Source organism: Rhodococcus sp. NFXS4, assembly GCF_058139645.1.
Genome location: NZ_CP192221.1, coordinates 2,304,355 through 2,320,242 on the forward strand (window position 1 = coordinate 2,304,355; position 15,888 = coordinate 2,320,242).

Genomic DNA, 15,888 nt, shown 5'->3' on the forward strand with positions numbered 1-15,888 from the left:
CGCGCGACCACCTTCTCCCGATTCACAGACAGGCAAGGAACATCATGTCCACTCTCGAAATCCGCGATCTGCACGTCGACGTCGCGAACACCGACGACGCCGCGCAGCCGATCGAGATCCTGAAGGGCGTCGATCTGACGGTCTCGTCGGGCGAGACGCACGCCATCATGGGCCCCAACGGCTCGGGCAAGTCGACGCTCTCCTACGCGATCGCCGGCCATCCCAAGTACCGCGTCACCTCGGGCACCATCCTGCTCGACGGTGAGGACGTGCAGGAGATGTCCGTGGACGAGCGTGCTCGCGCCGGCCTGTTCCTCGCGATGCAGTACCCCGTCGAGGTTCCCGGTGTCTCCATGTCCAACTTCCTCCGCACCGCGGCCACCGCCGTGCGCGGCGAGGCCCCGAAGCTGCGGCACTGGGTGAAGGAGGCCAAGGAGGCGATGACCGAGCTCGACATCGATCCGGCCTTTGCCGAGCGCAGCGTCAACGAAGGCTTCTCCGGCGGCGAGAAGAAGCGCCACGAGATCCTGCAGCTGGGCCTGCTCAAGCCCAAGATCGCGATTCTCGACGAGACCGACTCGGGCCTCGACGTCGATGCTCTGCGCGTCGTCTCGGAGGGTGTCAACCGTTACAAGGAGCGGGAGAACGGCGGCATCCTCCTGATCACGCACTACACCCGCATCCTGCGCTACATCACGCCCGATCACGTGCACGTGTTCTCCGCGGGCCGCATCGTCGAGTCCGGTGGACCCGAGCTGGCCGACGAGCTCGAGGCCAACGGATACGAGCGCTTCACGAAGACCACCGCGGGCGCATGACGGCCGTCGCGTCGGTCGGCACCCTGGACGTCGCGAGGCTTCGGGAGGACTTCCCGATCCTCGGTCGTACCGTGCGCGACGACAAGCCTCTCGTGTACCTCGACTCCGGCGCGACGTCTCAACGTCCGGTGCAGGTGCTCGATGCCGAGCGGCACTTCCTCACCACCTGCAACGCCGCCGTGCACCGCGGGGCCCACCAGCTGGCCGAGGAGGCCACGGACGCCTACGAGGGTGCCCGCGCGGGCATCGCGGCCTTCGTGGGTGCCCGCGCGGACGAGATCGTGTTCACCAAGAACGCCACCGAGTCGCTGAACCTCGTGACGCACGTCCTCGGCGACGACCGCTTCGCGCGGTCACTGCGTCCCGGTGACGAGATCGTCATCACCGAGCTCGAACACCACGCGAATCTCGTTCCATGGCAGGAGCTCTCACGCCGCACCGGTGCGACGCTCCGGTGGTACGGGGTCACCGACGACGGCCGGATCGACCTCGACTCGCTCGAGCTCACCGACCGCACGCGCGTGGTCGCGTTCACCCACCAGTCCAACGTGACGGGCGCGGTGGCTCCCACCGAGGAACTCGTCCGTCGTGCACGGGCGGTCGACGCACTGGTCGTCCTCGACGCCTGCCAGTCGGTGCCGCACATGCCGGTGGACGTCTCCGCGCTCGACGTCGACTTCGCGGCGTTCTCCGGGCACAAGATGCTCGGACCGTCCGGGGTCGGTGTCCTGTACGGCAAGTCGGCGCTCCTGGCCGAGATGCCTCCCTTCATCACCGGCGGGTCGATGATCGAGACCGTGACGATGGAGCAGACCACCTACGCACCGCCCCCGCAGCGGTTCGAGGCCGGTGTGCCCATGACGTCGCAGGTCGTCGGTCTCGGTGCCGCCGTGGAGTACCTGAACGCGCTGGGGATGGACGCCGTCGCCGCGCACGAACAGACGCTCACTGCTGCCGCACTGTCGGAGCTCGCCACCATCGACGGGCTCCGCATCATCGGGCCCACGGACACGCAGGACCGCGGGGGAGCCGTGTCGTTCGTCGTCGACGGCATCCATGCGCACGATCTGGGGCAGATCCTCGACGACGAGGGCGTCGCCATCCGCGTCGGGCATCACTGCGCGTGGCCGCTGCACCGTCGTTTCGGCGTGGCCGCGACGGCCCGTGCCTCGTTCGCCGTCTACAACACGGTGGAGGAAGTGCACGCGCTGCGCGACGCGATCCGCACGGCACAGTCGTTCTTCGGCGTCGGCGGTGCCGCGTGAGAATGGAACAGATGTACCAGGAAGTGATCCTCGATCACTACAAGCACCCGCACGGTCGTGGGCTCCGCGAGCCGTTCGGCGCCGAGGTGCACCACGTCAACCCCACGTGCGGTGACGAGGTCACGTTGCGCGTGAACGTCGCCGACGGTGTCGTGGCCGACGTGTCCTACGACGGGCAGGGGTGCTCCATCAGTCAGGCGGCCACCTCGGTCCTGACCGACCAGGTCGTCGGACTCTCCGTCGAGGACGCGCTTCTCACGGTGGACGCCTTCTCGGCGATGGTCGGCAGCCGCGGCACCGTCGAGGGGGACGAGGACGTCATCGGCGACGGCATCGCCTTCGCGGGTGTGGCGAAGTACCCGGCACGCGTGAAGTGCGCGCTGCTCGGATGGATGGCATTCAAGGACGCCGTTGTTCGTACTGTGGAGACGCAGGACGAGCACGCGAACAGTGGAGGACGATCATGACCGATACCGACAACGGCGCAGTGGCGCCCGATTCCGTCATCGAAGACCTCGAGGAGGCCATGCGTGACGTCGTCGACCCCGAGCTCGGCATCAACGTCGTCGACCTCGGACTGGTCTACGGAATCACCATCGACGACGAGGCCGTGGTCACCCTCGACATGACGCTGACGTCCGCGGCGTGCCCGTTGACCGACGTCATCGAGGACCAGAGCCGCACCGCCCTGGTGCGCAGTGGTCTGGCCGAGGACCTCAAGATCAACTGGGTCTGGATGCCGCCGTGGGGACCGGACAAGATCACCGACGACGGCCGCGAGCAGCTGCGCGCGCTCGGCTTCACCGTCTAGAGCCGGCTCACCCGATCTCACGCGAGAAGATGCGGTACGTCCTGCTCGGGTCCACCGGGTAGGACGAACGCACCGAGTGGAACCAGCCCCCGTCCGCCAGCACGGGGGCTGCCTCCACGGAGGCGTACCCGCCGTCGTGGAGGCGCTGGAACAGTTCGAAGATCAGCAGTGCCGAGGTGCCCTTGTCGGGGCAGCTCGGGTCCACGAACATCATGTCGAGCCGCACGTGCGTGCGGTGTCTGCGTCCGCCGGGCCCCCGCCACCGCGCGATCGTGTGGAGATCGCGCACGATGCCGAACCGTGAGCGCACCGCTCCGAGGGCCGCCTTGTTCACGTCCGGGATCCCCATGACGAAGCCGACGACCTCGCCGTCGAGTTCGGCGAACAGCACGATCTCGGGATCGAGGATCGGACGCATGGTCGCCACGAGCGCATCGAGTTCGTCGGGTTCCACGGGCGTGAATCCCCAGAACGACGCGAATGCGGTGTTGTAGAGCACGCGCAGCTTGGCCACGTCCTCGTCGAACGTCGCCGGATTCATCGGCCGGACGACGACGGACGACCGCGCCTTCCACCTCTGGCCCATCGCGTACTTGCGTGCGAACGGCGGCGACTGGACGAGCGTGTGCGGGTCGTCGTGATAGAAGCTGTGGAACTCCTTAATGCTGGTCATACGCCACGACTCGAGGAGATCGGCGTAATACGGGGGATTGTGGGGCATCCCGACCAGCGGCGGAATGTCGTTGCCGTGCACCAGCACTCCCGCGCTCCACAGCAGTGACGGGCTCATCGGACCCACCACGGTGCTCAGCGACCGCCCCCGAGCCCAGGCGGCCACGGCGTCGAGCAGAGCGTGCGCGGCCTCCCGGTCGTCGAGGCACTCGAAGTAGCCGAAGTACGCGGTCTGCTCCTCGTAGTGCGAGATGAAGACCAGGTCGGCGATGGCCGCGATCCGCCCCACGAGCCGCCGACCGCGATACGCGAGGAACGCCTGACTCGTCATCCGGCTCCGCGTCTTCTCCGACGGCCGACGCAGCATCGAGTCCACGTCCGCGATGTCGCCGGGGATCCAGTTCGGGTCGTTCCGATAGACCGCGAACGGGACTTTCGCGAAGGCGGTCCAGTCGCGACGGGTGCGTACCGCCGTGATGGTCACGGCCGCGGTCGTGACCGGCCGACCGACCGTACGTGAGGTCATGAGAGGGCCTCCTCGAGATCGTTCTGCATCGTGCTCCGGGTCGTCGGTGCCGGCCGCACGACGGACCGGGCGAGCACCGACTCACCGGCCCACACGTACTGCCCCGGCCGTACCAGGACGTCGCCGTCGAGCAGAGCGTCGGGAAGGAACACGTCGCACTGTGACCCGAAGCGGATCAGGCCGTACTGCTCGCCGCGAGCGAGATTCTCACCGACCTCGACGTGGGCGACGATCCGGTCCACCCACAGATCGGCGATCTGTGTGACGAAGACGGTGGGACCGTCGGCGTGCCGGACACCGATGGTGAGTCGCTCGTTGGTCAGGAGGTACTCGCACCCCTCGTCGTAGGGCGTGCGGTGCAGGAACAGGTTCGCCGTCATGCGAGCCATCGACCTGTTGAACGGCGCCGCGCCGCGGTGTTCACGCACCACCACCGCCCCCTCGATCGGTGCGCGATTGCGGTGGACCGAGTGCTCGGTCATGTAGGTGCCGACGAGCCACCCGCTCGCGTCGGAGTCGATCCCGGCGTACTCGGACAGCCGGATGGTGCGCCGCTTCTTCACGGCGACCGGCATCTGGCCCGACTCGACACGCTTGACGTAGGTGATGTAGCCGTCGGCCGCCGACACGATGGACGACGGGTCCGGGGGCACCGACCGCTCCGGATCACGGAGGAAGGCGGCGCTGCGCCAGTACGAGTACCCGCCGACGAGAGCGGCGAGAGCCACGGTTCCAGCGGTGGTGGCTGCTCTGGTCACGACGGCTCCACCACCGTCTCCTTACCGTGGTCGATGCGCTCGACCAGTGCGATGAACGCGTCGTAGAGATGGGTGCGCAGCACGGCGTCGATCGCGACGGCGAGCACCCCGAGGGTCGCGCAGGCGACGTAGTAGACGAGCCCGAGCGTGAAGTTCACGAAATCGCCGAGGAACACCCGGACCCGGTACCTCGCGCCGGTTTCCAGGAACATCGGTTGCGGCGGGACGCGACTCATCGTGCACGACCGAGGACGTCGCGGGTCTGTGCGCTTCTGCTCACGCGGTGACCAGTCGGGGTCGGCGCGCCGTCGCGTCGCGGAACTGGATGACCGACAGGTACAGCGCGAAGAGCGCATCGTGATCCCACGAGGATCCGTCGAAGGACGACGGCATGAGCGACGGTGCGTTGGAACGGCGGATGAGGTCGTTGACGTCGGACCCGAGCAGGGACGCCGTCTTCTCCGCCGGGATCTTGCTGTCGACGATCGCCTTGAACTCCGCCCACGGCACGAGGTCCAGGCCGAGAGCCGATGCCAGGACGGCGTTGCTGTAGGGCACCGGATTGGACGGCACGAGGTGGGGGAGCGTGCCGTCGCCGAGAGCGTTGTCCGCCAGCACGCGCGCGAGCACGTCGACGGGCGCGTAGTTCATGCCCGGTCCGTCCCACATCGCACCGACACTGTTCGCCAGCTCGATCGCGCGCCAGAAGCTGTAGACGCGACCCGGGTCCTTGCCGACGGTGGTGCTGCCGAGCACGTACGGCGACTCGACCAGGGTGACTGAGGCGACGCCGTCCCGTGCGAGCCATCCGAGGAGCTGACCGTTGATCCACTTCATCTGGCAGTAGCCCGAGTACCACCAGGAATCGGGACGCAGGAAGTCCTCCGGGCTGGTGTAGATGAAGGCGCCGATCGACCCCATGTAGGTGAGGTGCTTGCGACGGTCCTCCAGGGTGAACTGCACGACGCGCAGCAGGGAGACGAACCAGTCCTGTCGCAACTCGAGGTAGCTGGAGTCGTAGTCGGTGGAACTGGCCGAGTTGAACACCTGGTCGACGGTGCCGCGGAGCCGCAGGTAGGTGTCCTCGTCCAGACCGAAGTTCGTCCGGGTCGGAACCGCCTCGATGACGACGATCTTCGCGAGATCGATCCCGGTGATCGAGTACTGGGCGACGGTCTCCTCGAAACGCTCGGCGGCGGAGGAGTCGCCGGCGGATCGGACACCGGCGTAGACCGTCGTGATTCCGGGGCGCAGAGACAGTTCCGCGACGAGATGCGCTCCGACGAAGCCGTTGGCACCGAACACCAGCGCGATCTCGTCGGCGGGCGGCGCCATGGAGCGCACCTGCTCGGCGGTGCTCGGATCGACGATCGGTCGCAGCAGCTCGTGGTCGCCGGCCGACAGCGCCGCGACGTCCGCATACTTTCGCGAGAACAACAGCGACGGCGCGTCGCCCGTCAGAGCGACGACCGGACTGACCAGGTGCCCGTCGTTGGCGACAGTGCTGAACGTGTACTCGTCGAACATGTGATCTCCCCCGATGGATGCGGCGCCCGTCGCCGGTGTGACCGGGACGACTCGCTGTGTCTCTCCAGAGAGAGTAAAAGCATCCTTGGGGTGATCAACCACGTTTGGCGTTGTGAGACATACGGTTCCGTGGGCACTTGATTGTGAGGCCCGTGCGGACGCGCACGCCGTGGTCGTGAGACCTCACGCCCCCTTGCGCTGCTGGTCCTCGTCGCCCGACGACGTGCCGCTCCCGGCCTTCTTCGCCGCCGCCTTCTTCGCGGCCGTCTTCTTGGCGGGCGCTTTCTTCGCCGCCGCCTTCTTGGCCGGTGCCTTCTTCGCGGCTGCCTTCTTCGCCGGAGCCTTCGTCGCGGACTCTTCGTTCCCCGACTCGTCCTTCGTCGATGCCGAGTCGGTGTCGCCGCGACGACCACGGCCGGACCGGCCCGCCGCCTCGACGCTGCGTTGGAGTGCCGCGACCAGGTCGACGACCTCGGCGTCCTCTCCCGAGTCGGTGTCCTCCGGTTCGGCGTGCACCACCTTCTCGCCGCCGTTCTCGATCATCTCGTCGAGGACCTTGCGGAGTTCGATCTGGTAGTCGTCGGTGTACTCGGACGGGTCGAAGTCGCCCGACATGCTCTCGACGAGTGCCCCCGCCATCTTCAGTTCGTTGGGGCGGGGCGCGGTGACGTCGTCGAGCGAGGAGAACTCGGCGGCCCGCACCTCGTCGGGCCACAGCAGCGTCTGGATCATCAGCACGTCGTCGTGCACGCGGAGGGCCGCGAGGCGCGTCTTCTGTCGCAGCGTGAAGTGCACCAGTGCGGTGCGATCGGTCGTGGACAAGGTCTCCCGGAGGAGCACGTACGCCTTCGGGGACGTCGAGTCCGGCTCCAGGTAGTAGCTCTTGTCGAACAGGATCGGATCGATCTGGTCGGTCGGCACGAACTCGAGAACCGGGATCTCGTGCTTCTCGGCGGCGGGCAGCGACGAGAAGTCCTGATCGGTCAGGATCACCCGGTCGCCGTCGGGGGTCTCGTAGGCCTTGTCGATGTCGGCGAACTGCACCGACTCACCGCACACGGAGCACTTCCGGTCGTACTTGATGCGACCGCCGTCCTTGCCGTGGACCTGATGGAACTTGATGTCGTGGTCCTCGGTGGCCGTGTACACCTTGACCGGGACGTTCACCAGGCCGAAGGCGATGGAGCCTTTCCAGATCGATCGCATGTGTCCAATCTTGGGGCACGCCCGGTCACATTTCCACCACCCGTCACGAACGCGTCCCCACCGCTGCGGAGAACATCGCCCGACGGACCGCTCCGAGGATCACGCGGCGGTCGGACGAACCGATCCGCGAGAACAGCGTCAGCATCGCCCGGGACATGCCGGCGACGTCGTCGTCCGACGACAGATAGGCGCGTTGCAGCGTCGACGGCATCTCGAAGAATCGGTCGAAGAACGGCGCGAGGGCATCGGGCGGGAAGGACAGCAGAGCGTCCGCGCCCACCGACCGCAGCCGGGTGACCGCCCGCGATCCCGCCGAGTCGACGCCGCCGCCGTCCAGCACGGCCGACGCGATGACGTCCGCTCGGCGCAGGGAAGCAGCGACGCTGTACCCGGTGGCGGTGTGCAGAGCCGGACTCCGCGTCCCGGTGGTGACGACCCCGCGCGTCGGACGGGTCGGCGGACGCATCGCGAAGCGCACCCGCTCGACGGGCTCGTCGCCGCGCAGAGTCACACCCCGCGCGGCCAGTCGTGCGAGCAGCCGACGCGCGAGCTCGGGTGAGGTGAGGCCGGGCCGGCCGACCAGGCAGGTTTCCTCGAGCAACACCGCGCCGCCGCCCAGCGGCACGACGTACAGGAAGGACGGCACTGCGTCCGCGTCCGCACCGTTGTCCCGCCGCCAGTCCATGATCACCGCGGACTCGCCGCCGCAGGCACGTGCAGCGGTCTCCTCGTCGACCACGACCCCGTGGGCCGTCTGCTCGGGGACGCCGGGTCCGACCGCCGAGCCGCGGGCGTCGATCACCGTGCCGCCGGACAGGGCGGTGCCGTTCCGCAGGGTCACCGACGTGGGCGTGACCTCCGCCGCGGACTCCGCGACCACCGACACTCCGTCGAGCGTGAGGTCGTCCTGCAGTCGTCCGGTGTCGAGCACCGAGTACCCCCGGTCCACCACGTGTCGGCGTGTGCCGACCACGACGGGGGAGCAGGACGTGGACGCGCGCGTCGACTCCGGCACCCAGTCCGGAATCTCGTCGGTCCACATCCCGTACGTGTTGATCCATCGACGATCCGGACGGGGGTCGACGAGAGTCACCGTTGCCCCCGCGGCCGCGCAGCGATGTGCCGCCGCGCGGCCGGACGGGCCGGCGCCGACGACGAGGACGTCGGTCAGAACGTTCCCGTCGCCAGCAGTCCGCCGTCGACGCGCACCGTCTCGCCGGTGATCCACGACGCGGCGTCGGACACGAGGAACCCGACGAGCGAGGCCACGTCCTCGGGCGTTCCCAGCCGCTTCATCGGGTAGCCGGCGGCCGCCGCCTCCTCGCCATTGGCGACGAGTGCCTCGGCGAACTTGGTCTTGACGACGCCCGGGGCCACCGCGTTCACACGGATCGAGGGTCCGAGCTGCCACGCGAGCTCCTCGGTCAGCCGGATGAGCGCCGCCTTGGACGAGCCGTACGCGGCGATGACTCCGGTGGATCGGATTCCCGCCACGCTGGCGAGGTTCACGACCGAGCCGCCGTGCTCGCCCATCCACGCTCGGTGCGCCTCCTGGATGAAGCCGAGTGTCGCGACGACGTTGACCTCGAAGATCTTGCGGACGCCGGCCAGATCGGCCTCCATCAGCGATCCGTACACCGGATTGATGCCGGTGTTGTTGATCAGAATGTCGAGTGAGCCGAGCTCGGCGACCGTGCGGTCGACCGTCTCGCGGCGGGACTCCTCGTCCCCGGCGTTGCCGGCGATGGCGAGCACTGTGGCCCCCGGTACCGCGGCGCGCAACTCCTCGGCGGTGGCGTCGAGCTGCTCCTTCTTGCGGGCGGTCACCGTCACGGCGGCGCCGCGAGCGAGGAGGTCGGCCGCGATGGCCCGACCGATTCCGCGGCTCGCGCCGGTGACCACGGCGACACGCCCCTGCAGATCCTGTTCCTTCTCCATGCGTCGAACGTTAGCGGAGTCACGTCTGCGTGGACCGTGGGAGCCCGCGGAGGCGTTAAAATGAGGGATTGCTGCGCAGTCGACTTCGCGCTGCGCCCGGTCTGCCACCGGACAACTACGACGATCGAGGAGTTCGCACCGTGATCACCGCCACCGACCTGGAGGTTCGTGCCGGCGTGCGTACTCTTCTGTCCGCTCCCGGGCCCGCCCTGCGCGTGCAGGCCGGCGACCGCATCGGCCTCGTGGGCCGCAACGGCGCCGGGAAGACCACCACTCTCCGCATTCTGGCAGGAGAGGGCGAGCCCTACGCCGGCTCGGTCACCCGCACCGGGGACATCGGTTACCTGCCGCAGGACCCCAAGGAGGGCGACCTCGACCTGCTGGCCAAGGACCGCGTCCTGTCCGCCCGCGGACTCGACACCTTGCTCCACGACATGGAGAAGCAGCAGGCGCTCATGGCCGAGGTGGCCGACGAGGATCGCCTCGACAAGGCCGTCCGCCGATACGGCGAGCTCGAGGAGCGTTTCGCCTCGCTCGGCGGCTACGTGGCCGAGAGCGAAGCGGCGCGCATCTGCAACAGCCTCGGACTTCCCGACCGTGTCCTGGCGCAGCCCCTACGCACCCTCTCCGGCGGTCAGCGCCGCCGCGTCGAGCTGGCACGCATCCTGTTCGCGGCGTCCGACGGCAGTGGTGGTCGCTCGGCCACCACGCTGCTGCTCGACGAGCCCACCAACCACCTCGACGCCGATTCCATCACCTGGCTCCGCGGCTTCCTGCAGAGCCACGAGGGTGGGCTCATCGTCATCAGTCACGATGTGGAGCTGCTGAACGACGTCGTGAACCGAGTGTGGTTCCTCGATGCCGTCCGCGGCGAGCCGGACGTCTACAACATGAACTGGAAGAAGTACCTCGACGCGCGCTCGACGGACGAGCAGCGTCGTCGCCGCGAGCGTGCCAACGCGGAGAAGAAGGCCGGCGCTCTGCGCGCGCAGGCCGCCAAGATGGGTGCGAAGGCCACCAAGGCCGTGGCCGCCCAGAACATGGCCAAGCGTGCCGACAAGCTGATGGCGAACCTCGACGAGGAACGCGTGTCCGACCGGGTGGCACACATCCGCTTCCCCGAGCCCGCACCGTGCGGCAAGACGCCGCTCATGGCGTCGAACCTCACCAAGATGTACGGGTCCCTGGAGATCTTCGCGGGTGTGGATCTGGCCATCGACCGCGGTTCCCGCGTCGTGGTGCTCGGCCTCAACGGCGCCGGCAAGACGACGCTGCTCCGCATCCTCGCCGGCACGGAGAAGAGCGACTCGGGCCAGATCGAGCCCGGTCACGGTCTACGCATCGGCTACTTCGCCCAGGAACACGACACCCTCGACGACATGGCATCGGTCTGGGAGAACGTGCGGCACGCGGCACCGGACACCCCGGAGCAGGAGCTGCGGTCGCTGCTCGGTGCGTTCATGTTCACCGGCCCGCAGCTCGAACAGCCGGCCGGCACTCTCTCCGGCGGTGAGAAGACGCGACTCGCGCTCGCCGGCCTGGTCTCGTCGGCGGCCAACGTGCTGCTGCTCGACGAGCCGACCAACAACCTCGACCCGATCTCGCGTGAGCAGGTCCTCGAGGCGCTGCGGAGCTACAAGGGCGCCGTCGTGCTGGTGACGCACGATCCGGGTGCGGCCGAGGCACTGTCTCCCGAACGAGTGATCCTCCTGCCGGACGGCAACGAGGACCACTGGTCGCAGGACTACCTCGACCTGATCACGCTCGCCTGAGTCGGCTCACGGCCGATCGCGACGGACCGACTCCTCGACCAGATCGAGGACGGCCGACAGATTCTCGGTGCCCTGGCCCGACGCGATGCGGGTCACGAGACCGTCCATGACGAGGTCGAGGTATCCCAGCAGTACCGCGGTGGGCACGTCGTCCCGCAGTCGGCCCGCAGACTTCTGACGCTCGAGACGTGACAGGACGGCGTCCTGCAGCTCGACCGAGCGCTCCGACCACCCGGCCCGGAACTCGGCGTCGGTCTTGAGCCGTCGGGCGATCTCCAGACGTGTACCGAGCCAGTCGAACTGGTCGGGAGCGGCCAGCATGTCCCGCATCACCTGGACGAGCCCCTGCTCGGCGGCGACGTCCGCCATGCGGCGCGCGTCGTCGCGGGCGAGCGCGAGGAACAGCCCGTCCTTGTCCTTGAAGTGGTGGAAGATCGCTCCTCGCGAGAGCGAGGTGGCCTCCTCGAGTCGCCGCACCGTGGCGCCCTCGTAACCGTATTCGGCGAAACAGCGGCGCGCGCCGTCGAGGATCTGACTTCGGCGCGCCGCGAGATGGTCGTCACTGACCTTCGGCACTCGGTGCTCCTGTCGTGTGCTGGGGACATCGTGCTGATCGCAGAACGCGCACGACCGAACCGGCGATACACGCGGTATCGCGGCGCGGTCGTGCGCGTTCTGCTCCCCTCACGGGGCAGTGATCACTGCGGTGATCAGCCGATCATGTTGCGCAGCACGTACTGCAGGATGCCGCCGTTGCGGTAGTACTCCGCCTCGCCGGGGGTGTCGATGCGGACCACGGCGTCGAACTCGACGGCAGAGCCGTCTTCCTTCGTCGCGGTGACGTGCATCGTCTTCGGCGTGCGGCCCTCGTTCAGCTCGGTGATGCCCGAGATGTCGAAGGTCTCGGTTCCGTCGAGCTTCAGCGACGCCGCCGACTCGCCGGCGGGGAACTGCAGCGGGACGACGCCCATGCCGATGAGGTTGGAGCGGTGGATGCGCTCGAACGACTCGGTGATGACGGCCTTGACGCCGAGCAGGCGGGTGCCCTTGGCAGCCCAGTCACGCGAGGATCCGGAGCCGTACTCCTTGCCGCCCAGGACGACCAGCGGGATGCCGGCGTTCTGGTAGTTCTGCGACGCGTCGTAGATGAAGGCCTGCGGGCCACCGTCCTGCGTGAAGTCGCGGGTGTAGCCACCCGAGACGTCGTCGAGGAGCTGGTTGCGCAGCCGGATGTTCGCGAACGTTCCGCGGATCATGACCTCGTGGTTGCCGCGACGCGAGCCGAAGGAGTTGTAGTCCTTGCGCTCGACACCGTGCTCGTCGAGGTACTGCGCAGCAGGCGTTCCTGCCTTGATGTTGCCGGCGGGGGAGATGTGGTCGGTGGTGACCGAGTCTCCGAGGTACGCCAGCACGCGCGCACCGGAGATGTCCGTGACGGCTTCCGGGTCCTTGGGCATGCCGTCGAAGTACGGGGGCTTCCGCACGTAGGTCGACTGCGGGTCCCACTCGAACGTCTTGCCGTCCGGGGTGGGCAGTCCGCGCCAGCGTTCGTCGCCCTTGAAGACGTCGGCGTAGCCCTTGGTGTACATCTCCTTGGAGATGGACGAGTCGATCGTGTCCTGGATCTCCTTGGGCGAGGGCCAGATGTCCTTCAGGAAGACGTCGTTGCCCTCGTTGTCCTGACCGAGTGCGTCGTGCTCGAAGTCGAAGTCCATGGTGCCGGCCAGCGCGTAGGCGATGACGAGCGGCGGGGACGCCAGGTAGTTCATCTTCACGTCGGGGGAGATGCGACCCTCGAAGTTGCGGTTACCGGACAGGACCGCGGTGACCGTGAGGTCGTTGTCCTGGATGGCCTCGGAGATCTTGGGATCGAGCGGTCCCGAGTTACCGATGCACGTGGCGCAGCCGTATCCGACGAGGAAGAAGCCGAGCTTCTCCAGGTACGGCCACATGCCGGCCTTGTCGTAGTAGTCGGTGACCACCTGTGAGCCCGGCGCCATCGAGGTCTTGACCCACGGCTTGCTGGTCAGACCCTTGTCGACGGCCTTCTTGGCCAGCAGGGCAGCGCCGAGCATGACCGACGGGTTCGAGGTGTTGGTGCACGAGGTGATCGACGCGATGGCGACGGCGCCGTGGTCGAGGACGAACGAGCCCTGCTCGTCCGAGTCGACGCGCACCGGGTTGGTCGGGCGACCCTCGGCGTTGCCGGCGGCGGAGTGCAGCGGAGCCGCATCGTCGTCGGCGAAGGACAGCGTGGCCGGATCCGAGCCCGGGAACGTCTCGTCGAGTGCCTCGTCCAGCTTCGACGGGGTGGCGTCGACGTCCTCGCCACCCACGTAGTTGTGGATGTCCTTGCGGAACGCGATCTTGGACTCCGACAACAGGATTCGGTCCTGCGGACGCTTCGGTCCGGCGATGGACGGCACCACGTCGCCGAGGTCGAGCTCGAGGTACTCGGAGTACGTCGCCTCGTTCTCGGGGTCGTGCCACATGCCCTGTTCCTTGGCGTACGCCTCGACGAGCGCGAGCTGCTCGTCGGAGCGTCCGGTCAGGCGCAGGTAGTCGACGGTCTCCGAGTCGATCGGGAAGATCGCCGCGGTGGAACCGAACTCGGGGCTCATGTTGCCGAGCGTCGCGCGGTTGGCCAGGGGGACCTCGGCCACACCCTCGCCGTAGAACTCGACGAACTTGCCGACGACGCCGTGCTTGCGCAGCATGTCGGTGACGGTGAGCACGACGTCGGTCGCGGTGACGCCGGGCTTGATCTCGCCGCTGAGCTTGAAGCCCACGACACGGGGGATGAGCATGGAGACGGGCTGGCCGAGCATGGCCGCCTCGGCCTCGATGCCGCCGACGCCCCAGCCGAGCACGCCGAGGCCGTTGACCATCGTGGTGTGCGAATCGGTGCCGACACACGTGTCGGGGTAGGCCTGACCGCCCCGCACCATGACGGTGCGGGCGAGGTGCTCGATGTTGACCTGGTGCACGATGCCGGTGCCGGGCGGGACGACCTTGAAGTCGTCGAACGCACCCTGGCCCCACCGCAGGAACTGGTAGCGCTCACCGTTGCGCTGGTACTCGATGTCGACGTTGCGCTCGAAGGCGTCCGCGCGGCCGAACACGTCGATGATGACGGAGTGGTCGATGACCATCTCGGCCGGAGCGAGCGGGTTGACCTTCTCCGGGTCGCCGCCGAGAGCGGTGACGGCCTCACGCATGGTCGCGAGGTCCACGATGCAGGGGACACCGGTGAAGTCCTGCATGATCACGCGGGCCGGCGTGAACTGGATCTCGATGCTCGGATCGGCGGACGGGTCCCACGCGGCGATCGCGTCGATGTGGTCCTTGGTGATGTTCGCGCCGTCCTCGGTACGCAGGAGATTCTCCGCGAGGACCTTGAGGGCATAGGGCAACTTCTCGGTGCCGGGGACGGCCTTCAGGCGGAAGATCTCGTACGAGTTCTCTCCGACCTCCAGCGTTCCCTTGGCGCCGAACGAATCGATACTTGCGGTCACGTCAGCTCCACTCGTCTTCTGGGCTGCCGTCGACGGGGCTGTGTCGACGGCGTGGCGAGAGCGGGCGGACATCGCCGTGGGTGAGGGTGCACCCGGGTGGCGTCGAGGCCGCCGCAGTCTCGGTGTTTCGATTCTAACAGTACGCTTGTCCTGTGAGAACGAGTGGCCGAATCGCCGTGTCGCTCTCACCGTGGTGCGCACTCATCGTTCCCCGGCAGCGTTCCGGGCGCAACGAAGGGCTGCCTCCGTGCACCTCGGTGCGCCTCGGACTCGGCGACGGCCCCGTCCCGTAGGGTCCCGCTCGACGGCGCACACACTTCGACCATCATCGCCTCGCGATCCACCGCATCGCCTCGCGATCGACGACAACGGACGGACGATGTCTCTCTCTCCTCTCCCGGCCCTACCGCTGAGTGATCAGCCGCTGGTCGCCCTCCCGATGATCAGCGAGGTGCCGACGTTCGTCGACCTGCAGGCGACCCTCGCCGACGTCGCGGACGACGGGGTGGCCGCGCCGGGTCAGGACGTCGTCGGGCTCGAGGGTGTCGTGGCGCGCGCCGGCGAGCACGGTATCGACCTGAGCATCGTCGTGCTCGACGCGCCGGCGCCGCTCGATTCGCAGCTCCGCGATCTCGCCACGTCGGTCGGTGCCACCGACGGTGGGACGGTCCTCGTGATCGGTCCGGGACAGGTCGGCACGTTCAGCGACTCGATCGATCGCGTGACGCTCGAAGCGGGTCAGGATCAGGCGTACACCGGCAACGCGGTGCAGTCCGCGGACAACTTCCTCGACGTGCTCGTCGAGCCCGGCCCACCGTGGACCGGCATCACTCTGGGCCTCGTTCTCGTGGTCGTCGCCGTGCTCGGCGGCACCTGGTGGGTGAACGAACGCCGTCATCGTTCGGGCGATGTCACCGATCGAGAGGCCGTCACGCCCGACGGGCAGTGACCGTTCCCAAAAAAGTCTCAACGAATCTTTCTCGGACAACGTCCTGATCAGCGCGGATGCGGTCGGCGGAATGACACATGTGTCATTTGTGACTGGAGTTCCTTAAGCGTTCGAAGTGTCGTACGGTTCGC

At 67.8% G+C, this 15,888-nt stretch carries 15 protein-coding genes; 6 read left to right on the plus strand and 9 right to left on the minus strand.

The annotated features are described in order from the left end of the window. The first annotated feature begins 44 nt into the window (after nucleotides 1–44). The 4 genes from sufC to J4E04_RS10840 are packed head-to-tail and all read left to right on the plus strand — an operon-like array spanning nucleotide 45 to nucleotide 2,894. Complete coding sequence (gene sufC, locus J4E04_RS10825) at nucleotides 45–818, plus strand: Fe-S cluster assembly ATPase SufC (RefSeq protein WP_027505297.1); 774 nt, start codon at nucleotides 45–47, stop codon at nucleotides 816–818. Beyond that, nucleotides 815–2,083, plus strand: a complete 1,269-nt coding sequence (locus J4E04_RS10830) for a cysteine desulfurase (protein ID WP_056444665.1) — start codon at nucleotides 815–817, stop codon at nucleotides 2,081–2,083. The genes sufC and J4E04_RS10830 overlap by 4 nt, the downstream gene beginning before the upstream one ends. Further along, on the plus strand, nucleotides 2,080–2,550 hold the full coding sequence (sufU, locus tag J4E04_RS10835) for a Fe-S cluster assembly sulfur transfer protein SufU (protein ID WP_027505299.1): 471 nt from the start codon (nucleotides 2,080–2,082) through the stop codon (nucleotides 2,548–2,550). Before J4E04_RS10830 ends, sufU begins: the two co-directional genes overlap by 4 nt. Then, nucleotides 2,547–2,894 carry a metal-sulfur cluster assembly factor gene (locus tag J4E04_RS10840; protein ID WP_027505300.1) on the plus strand — a complete coding sequence of 116 codons (348 nt, stop codon included), beginning with the start codon at nucleotides 2,547–2,549 and terminating at the stop codon, nucleotides 2,892–2,894. Before sufU ends, J4E04_RS10840 begins: the two co-directional genes overlap by 4 nt. 7 nt (nucleotides 2,895–2,901) lie before the next feature. Here J4E04_RS10840 and J4E04_RS10845 read toward each other — a convergent pair whose 3' ends face one another. From J4E04_RS10845 to J4E04_RS10875, 7 genes are all read right to left on the minus strand, one after another. Beyond that, the gene (locus J4E04_RS10845) at nucleotides 2,902–4,092 is read right to left on the minus strand and encodes a GNAT family N-acetyltransferase (protein ID WP_490150479.1); all 1,191 of its coding nucleotides are present in this window, start codon (nucleotides 4,090–4,092) and stop codon (nucleotides 2,902–2,904) included. Further along, nucleotides 4,089–4,850, minus strand: coding sequence for a phosphatidylserine decarboxylase (locus J4E04_RS10850; RefSeq protein WP_307108850.1), 762 nt, complete (start codon nucleotides 4,848–4,850; stop codon nucleotides 4,089–4,091). Before J4E04_RS10850 ends, J4E04_RS10845 begins: the two co-directional genes overlap by 4 nt. Then, a complete protein-coding gene (locus J4E04_RS10855) occupies nucleotides 4,847–5,086 on the minus strand; it encodes a hypothetical protein (RefSeq protein WP_155956982.1) in 240 nt (79 codons plus the stop codon). The genes J4E04_RS10850 and J4E04_RS10855 overlap by 4 nt, the downstream gene beginning before the upstream one ends. Before the next feature lie 40 nt (nucleotides 5,087–5,126). Next, nucleotides 5,127–6,377, minus strand: a complete 1,251-nt coding sequence (locus tag J4E04_RS10860; protein ID WP_261769385.1) for an SDR family oxidoreductase — start codon at nucleotides 6,375–6,377, stop codon at nucleotides 5,127–5,129. A 183-nt stretch (nucleotides 6,378–6,560) separates the two neighbouring features. Next, on the minus strand, nucleotides 6,561–7,583 hold the full coding sequence (ku, locus tag J4E04_RS10865) for a non-homologous end joining protein Ku (RefSeq protein ID WP_027505303.1): 1,023 nt from the start codon (nucleotides 7,581–7,583) through the stop codon (nucleotides 6,561–6,563). Between the two features lie 43 nt (nucleotides 7,584–7,626). Beyond that, nucleotides 7,627–8,754, minus strand: a complete 1,128-nt coding sequence (locus tag J4E04_RS10870) for a lycopene cyclase family protein (RefSeq protein WP_490150536.1) — start codon at nucleotides 8,752–8,754, stop codon at nucleotides 7,627–7,629. Further along, nucleotides 8,751–9,521, minus strand: coding sequence for an SDR family oxidoreductase (locus J4E04_RS10875; protein ID WP_027505304.1), 771 nt, complete (start codon nucleotides 9,519–9,521; stop codon nucleotides 8,751–8,753). The genes J4E04_RS10870 and J4E04_RS10875 overlap by 4 nt, the downstream gene beginning before the upstream one ends. 140 nt (nucleotides 9,522–9,661) lie before the next feature. Here J4E04_RS10875 and J4E04_RS10880 point away from each other — a divergent pair, with 140 nt between their 5' ends. Next, nucleotides 9,662–11,293, plus strand: coding sequence for an ABC-F family ATP-binding cassette domain-containing protein (locus J4E04_RS10880; protein WP_027505305.1), 1,632 nt, complete (start codon nucleotides 9,662–9,664; stop codon nucleotides 11,291–11,293). Between the two features lie 6 nt (nucleotides 11,294–11,299). On the opposite strand, the gene J4E04_RS10885 is transcribed toward J4E04_RS10880, so the two are convergent. Together J4E04_RS10885 and J4E04_RS10890 are read right to left on the minus strand one after the other, a co-directional pair. Beyond that, the gene (locus tag J4E04_RS10885) at nucleotides 11,300–11,869 is read right to left on the minus strand and encodes a TetR/AcrR family transcriptional regulator (RefSeq protein ID WP_027505306.1); all 570 of its coding nucleotides are present in this window, start codon (nucleotides 11,867–11,869) and stop codon (nucleotides 11,300–11,302) included. Between the two features lie 134 nt (nucleotides 11,870–12,003). Next, nucleotides 12,004–14,808: an aconitate hydratase gene (locus tag J4E04_RS10890; RefSeq protein ID WP_056445197.1), complete on the minus strand. Its 2,805-nt coding sequence runs from the start codon at nucleotides 14,806–14,808 to the stop codon at nucleotides 12,004–12,006. A 379-nt stretch (nucleotides 14,809–15,187) separates the two neighbouring features. Between J4E04_RS10890 and J4E04_RS10895 the strand changes: the two genes are divergently transcribed. After that, nucleotides 15,188–15,757 carry an Rv1476 family membrane protein gene (locus tag J4E04_RS10895; protein WP_231476272.1) on the plus strand — a complete coding sequence of 190 codons (570 nt, stop codon included), beginning with the start codon at nucleotides 15,188–15,190 and terminating at the stop codon, nucleotides 15,755–15,757. Nucleotides 15,758–15,888 lie beyond the last annotated feature (131 nt).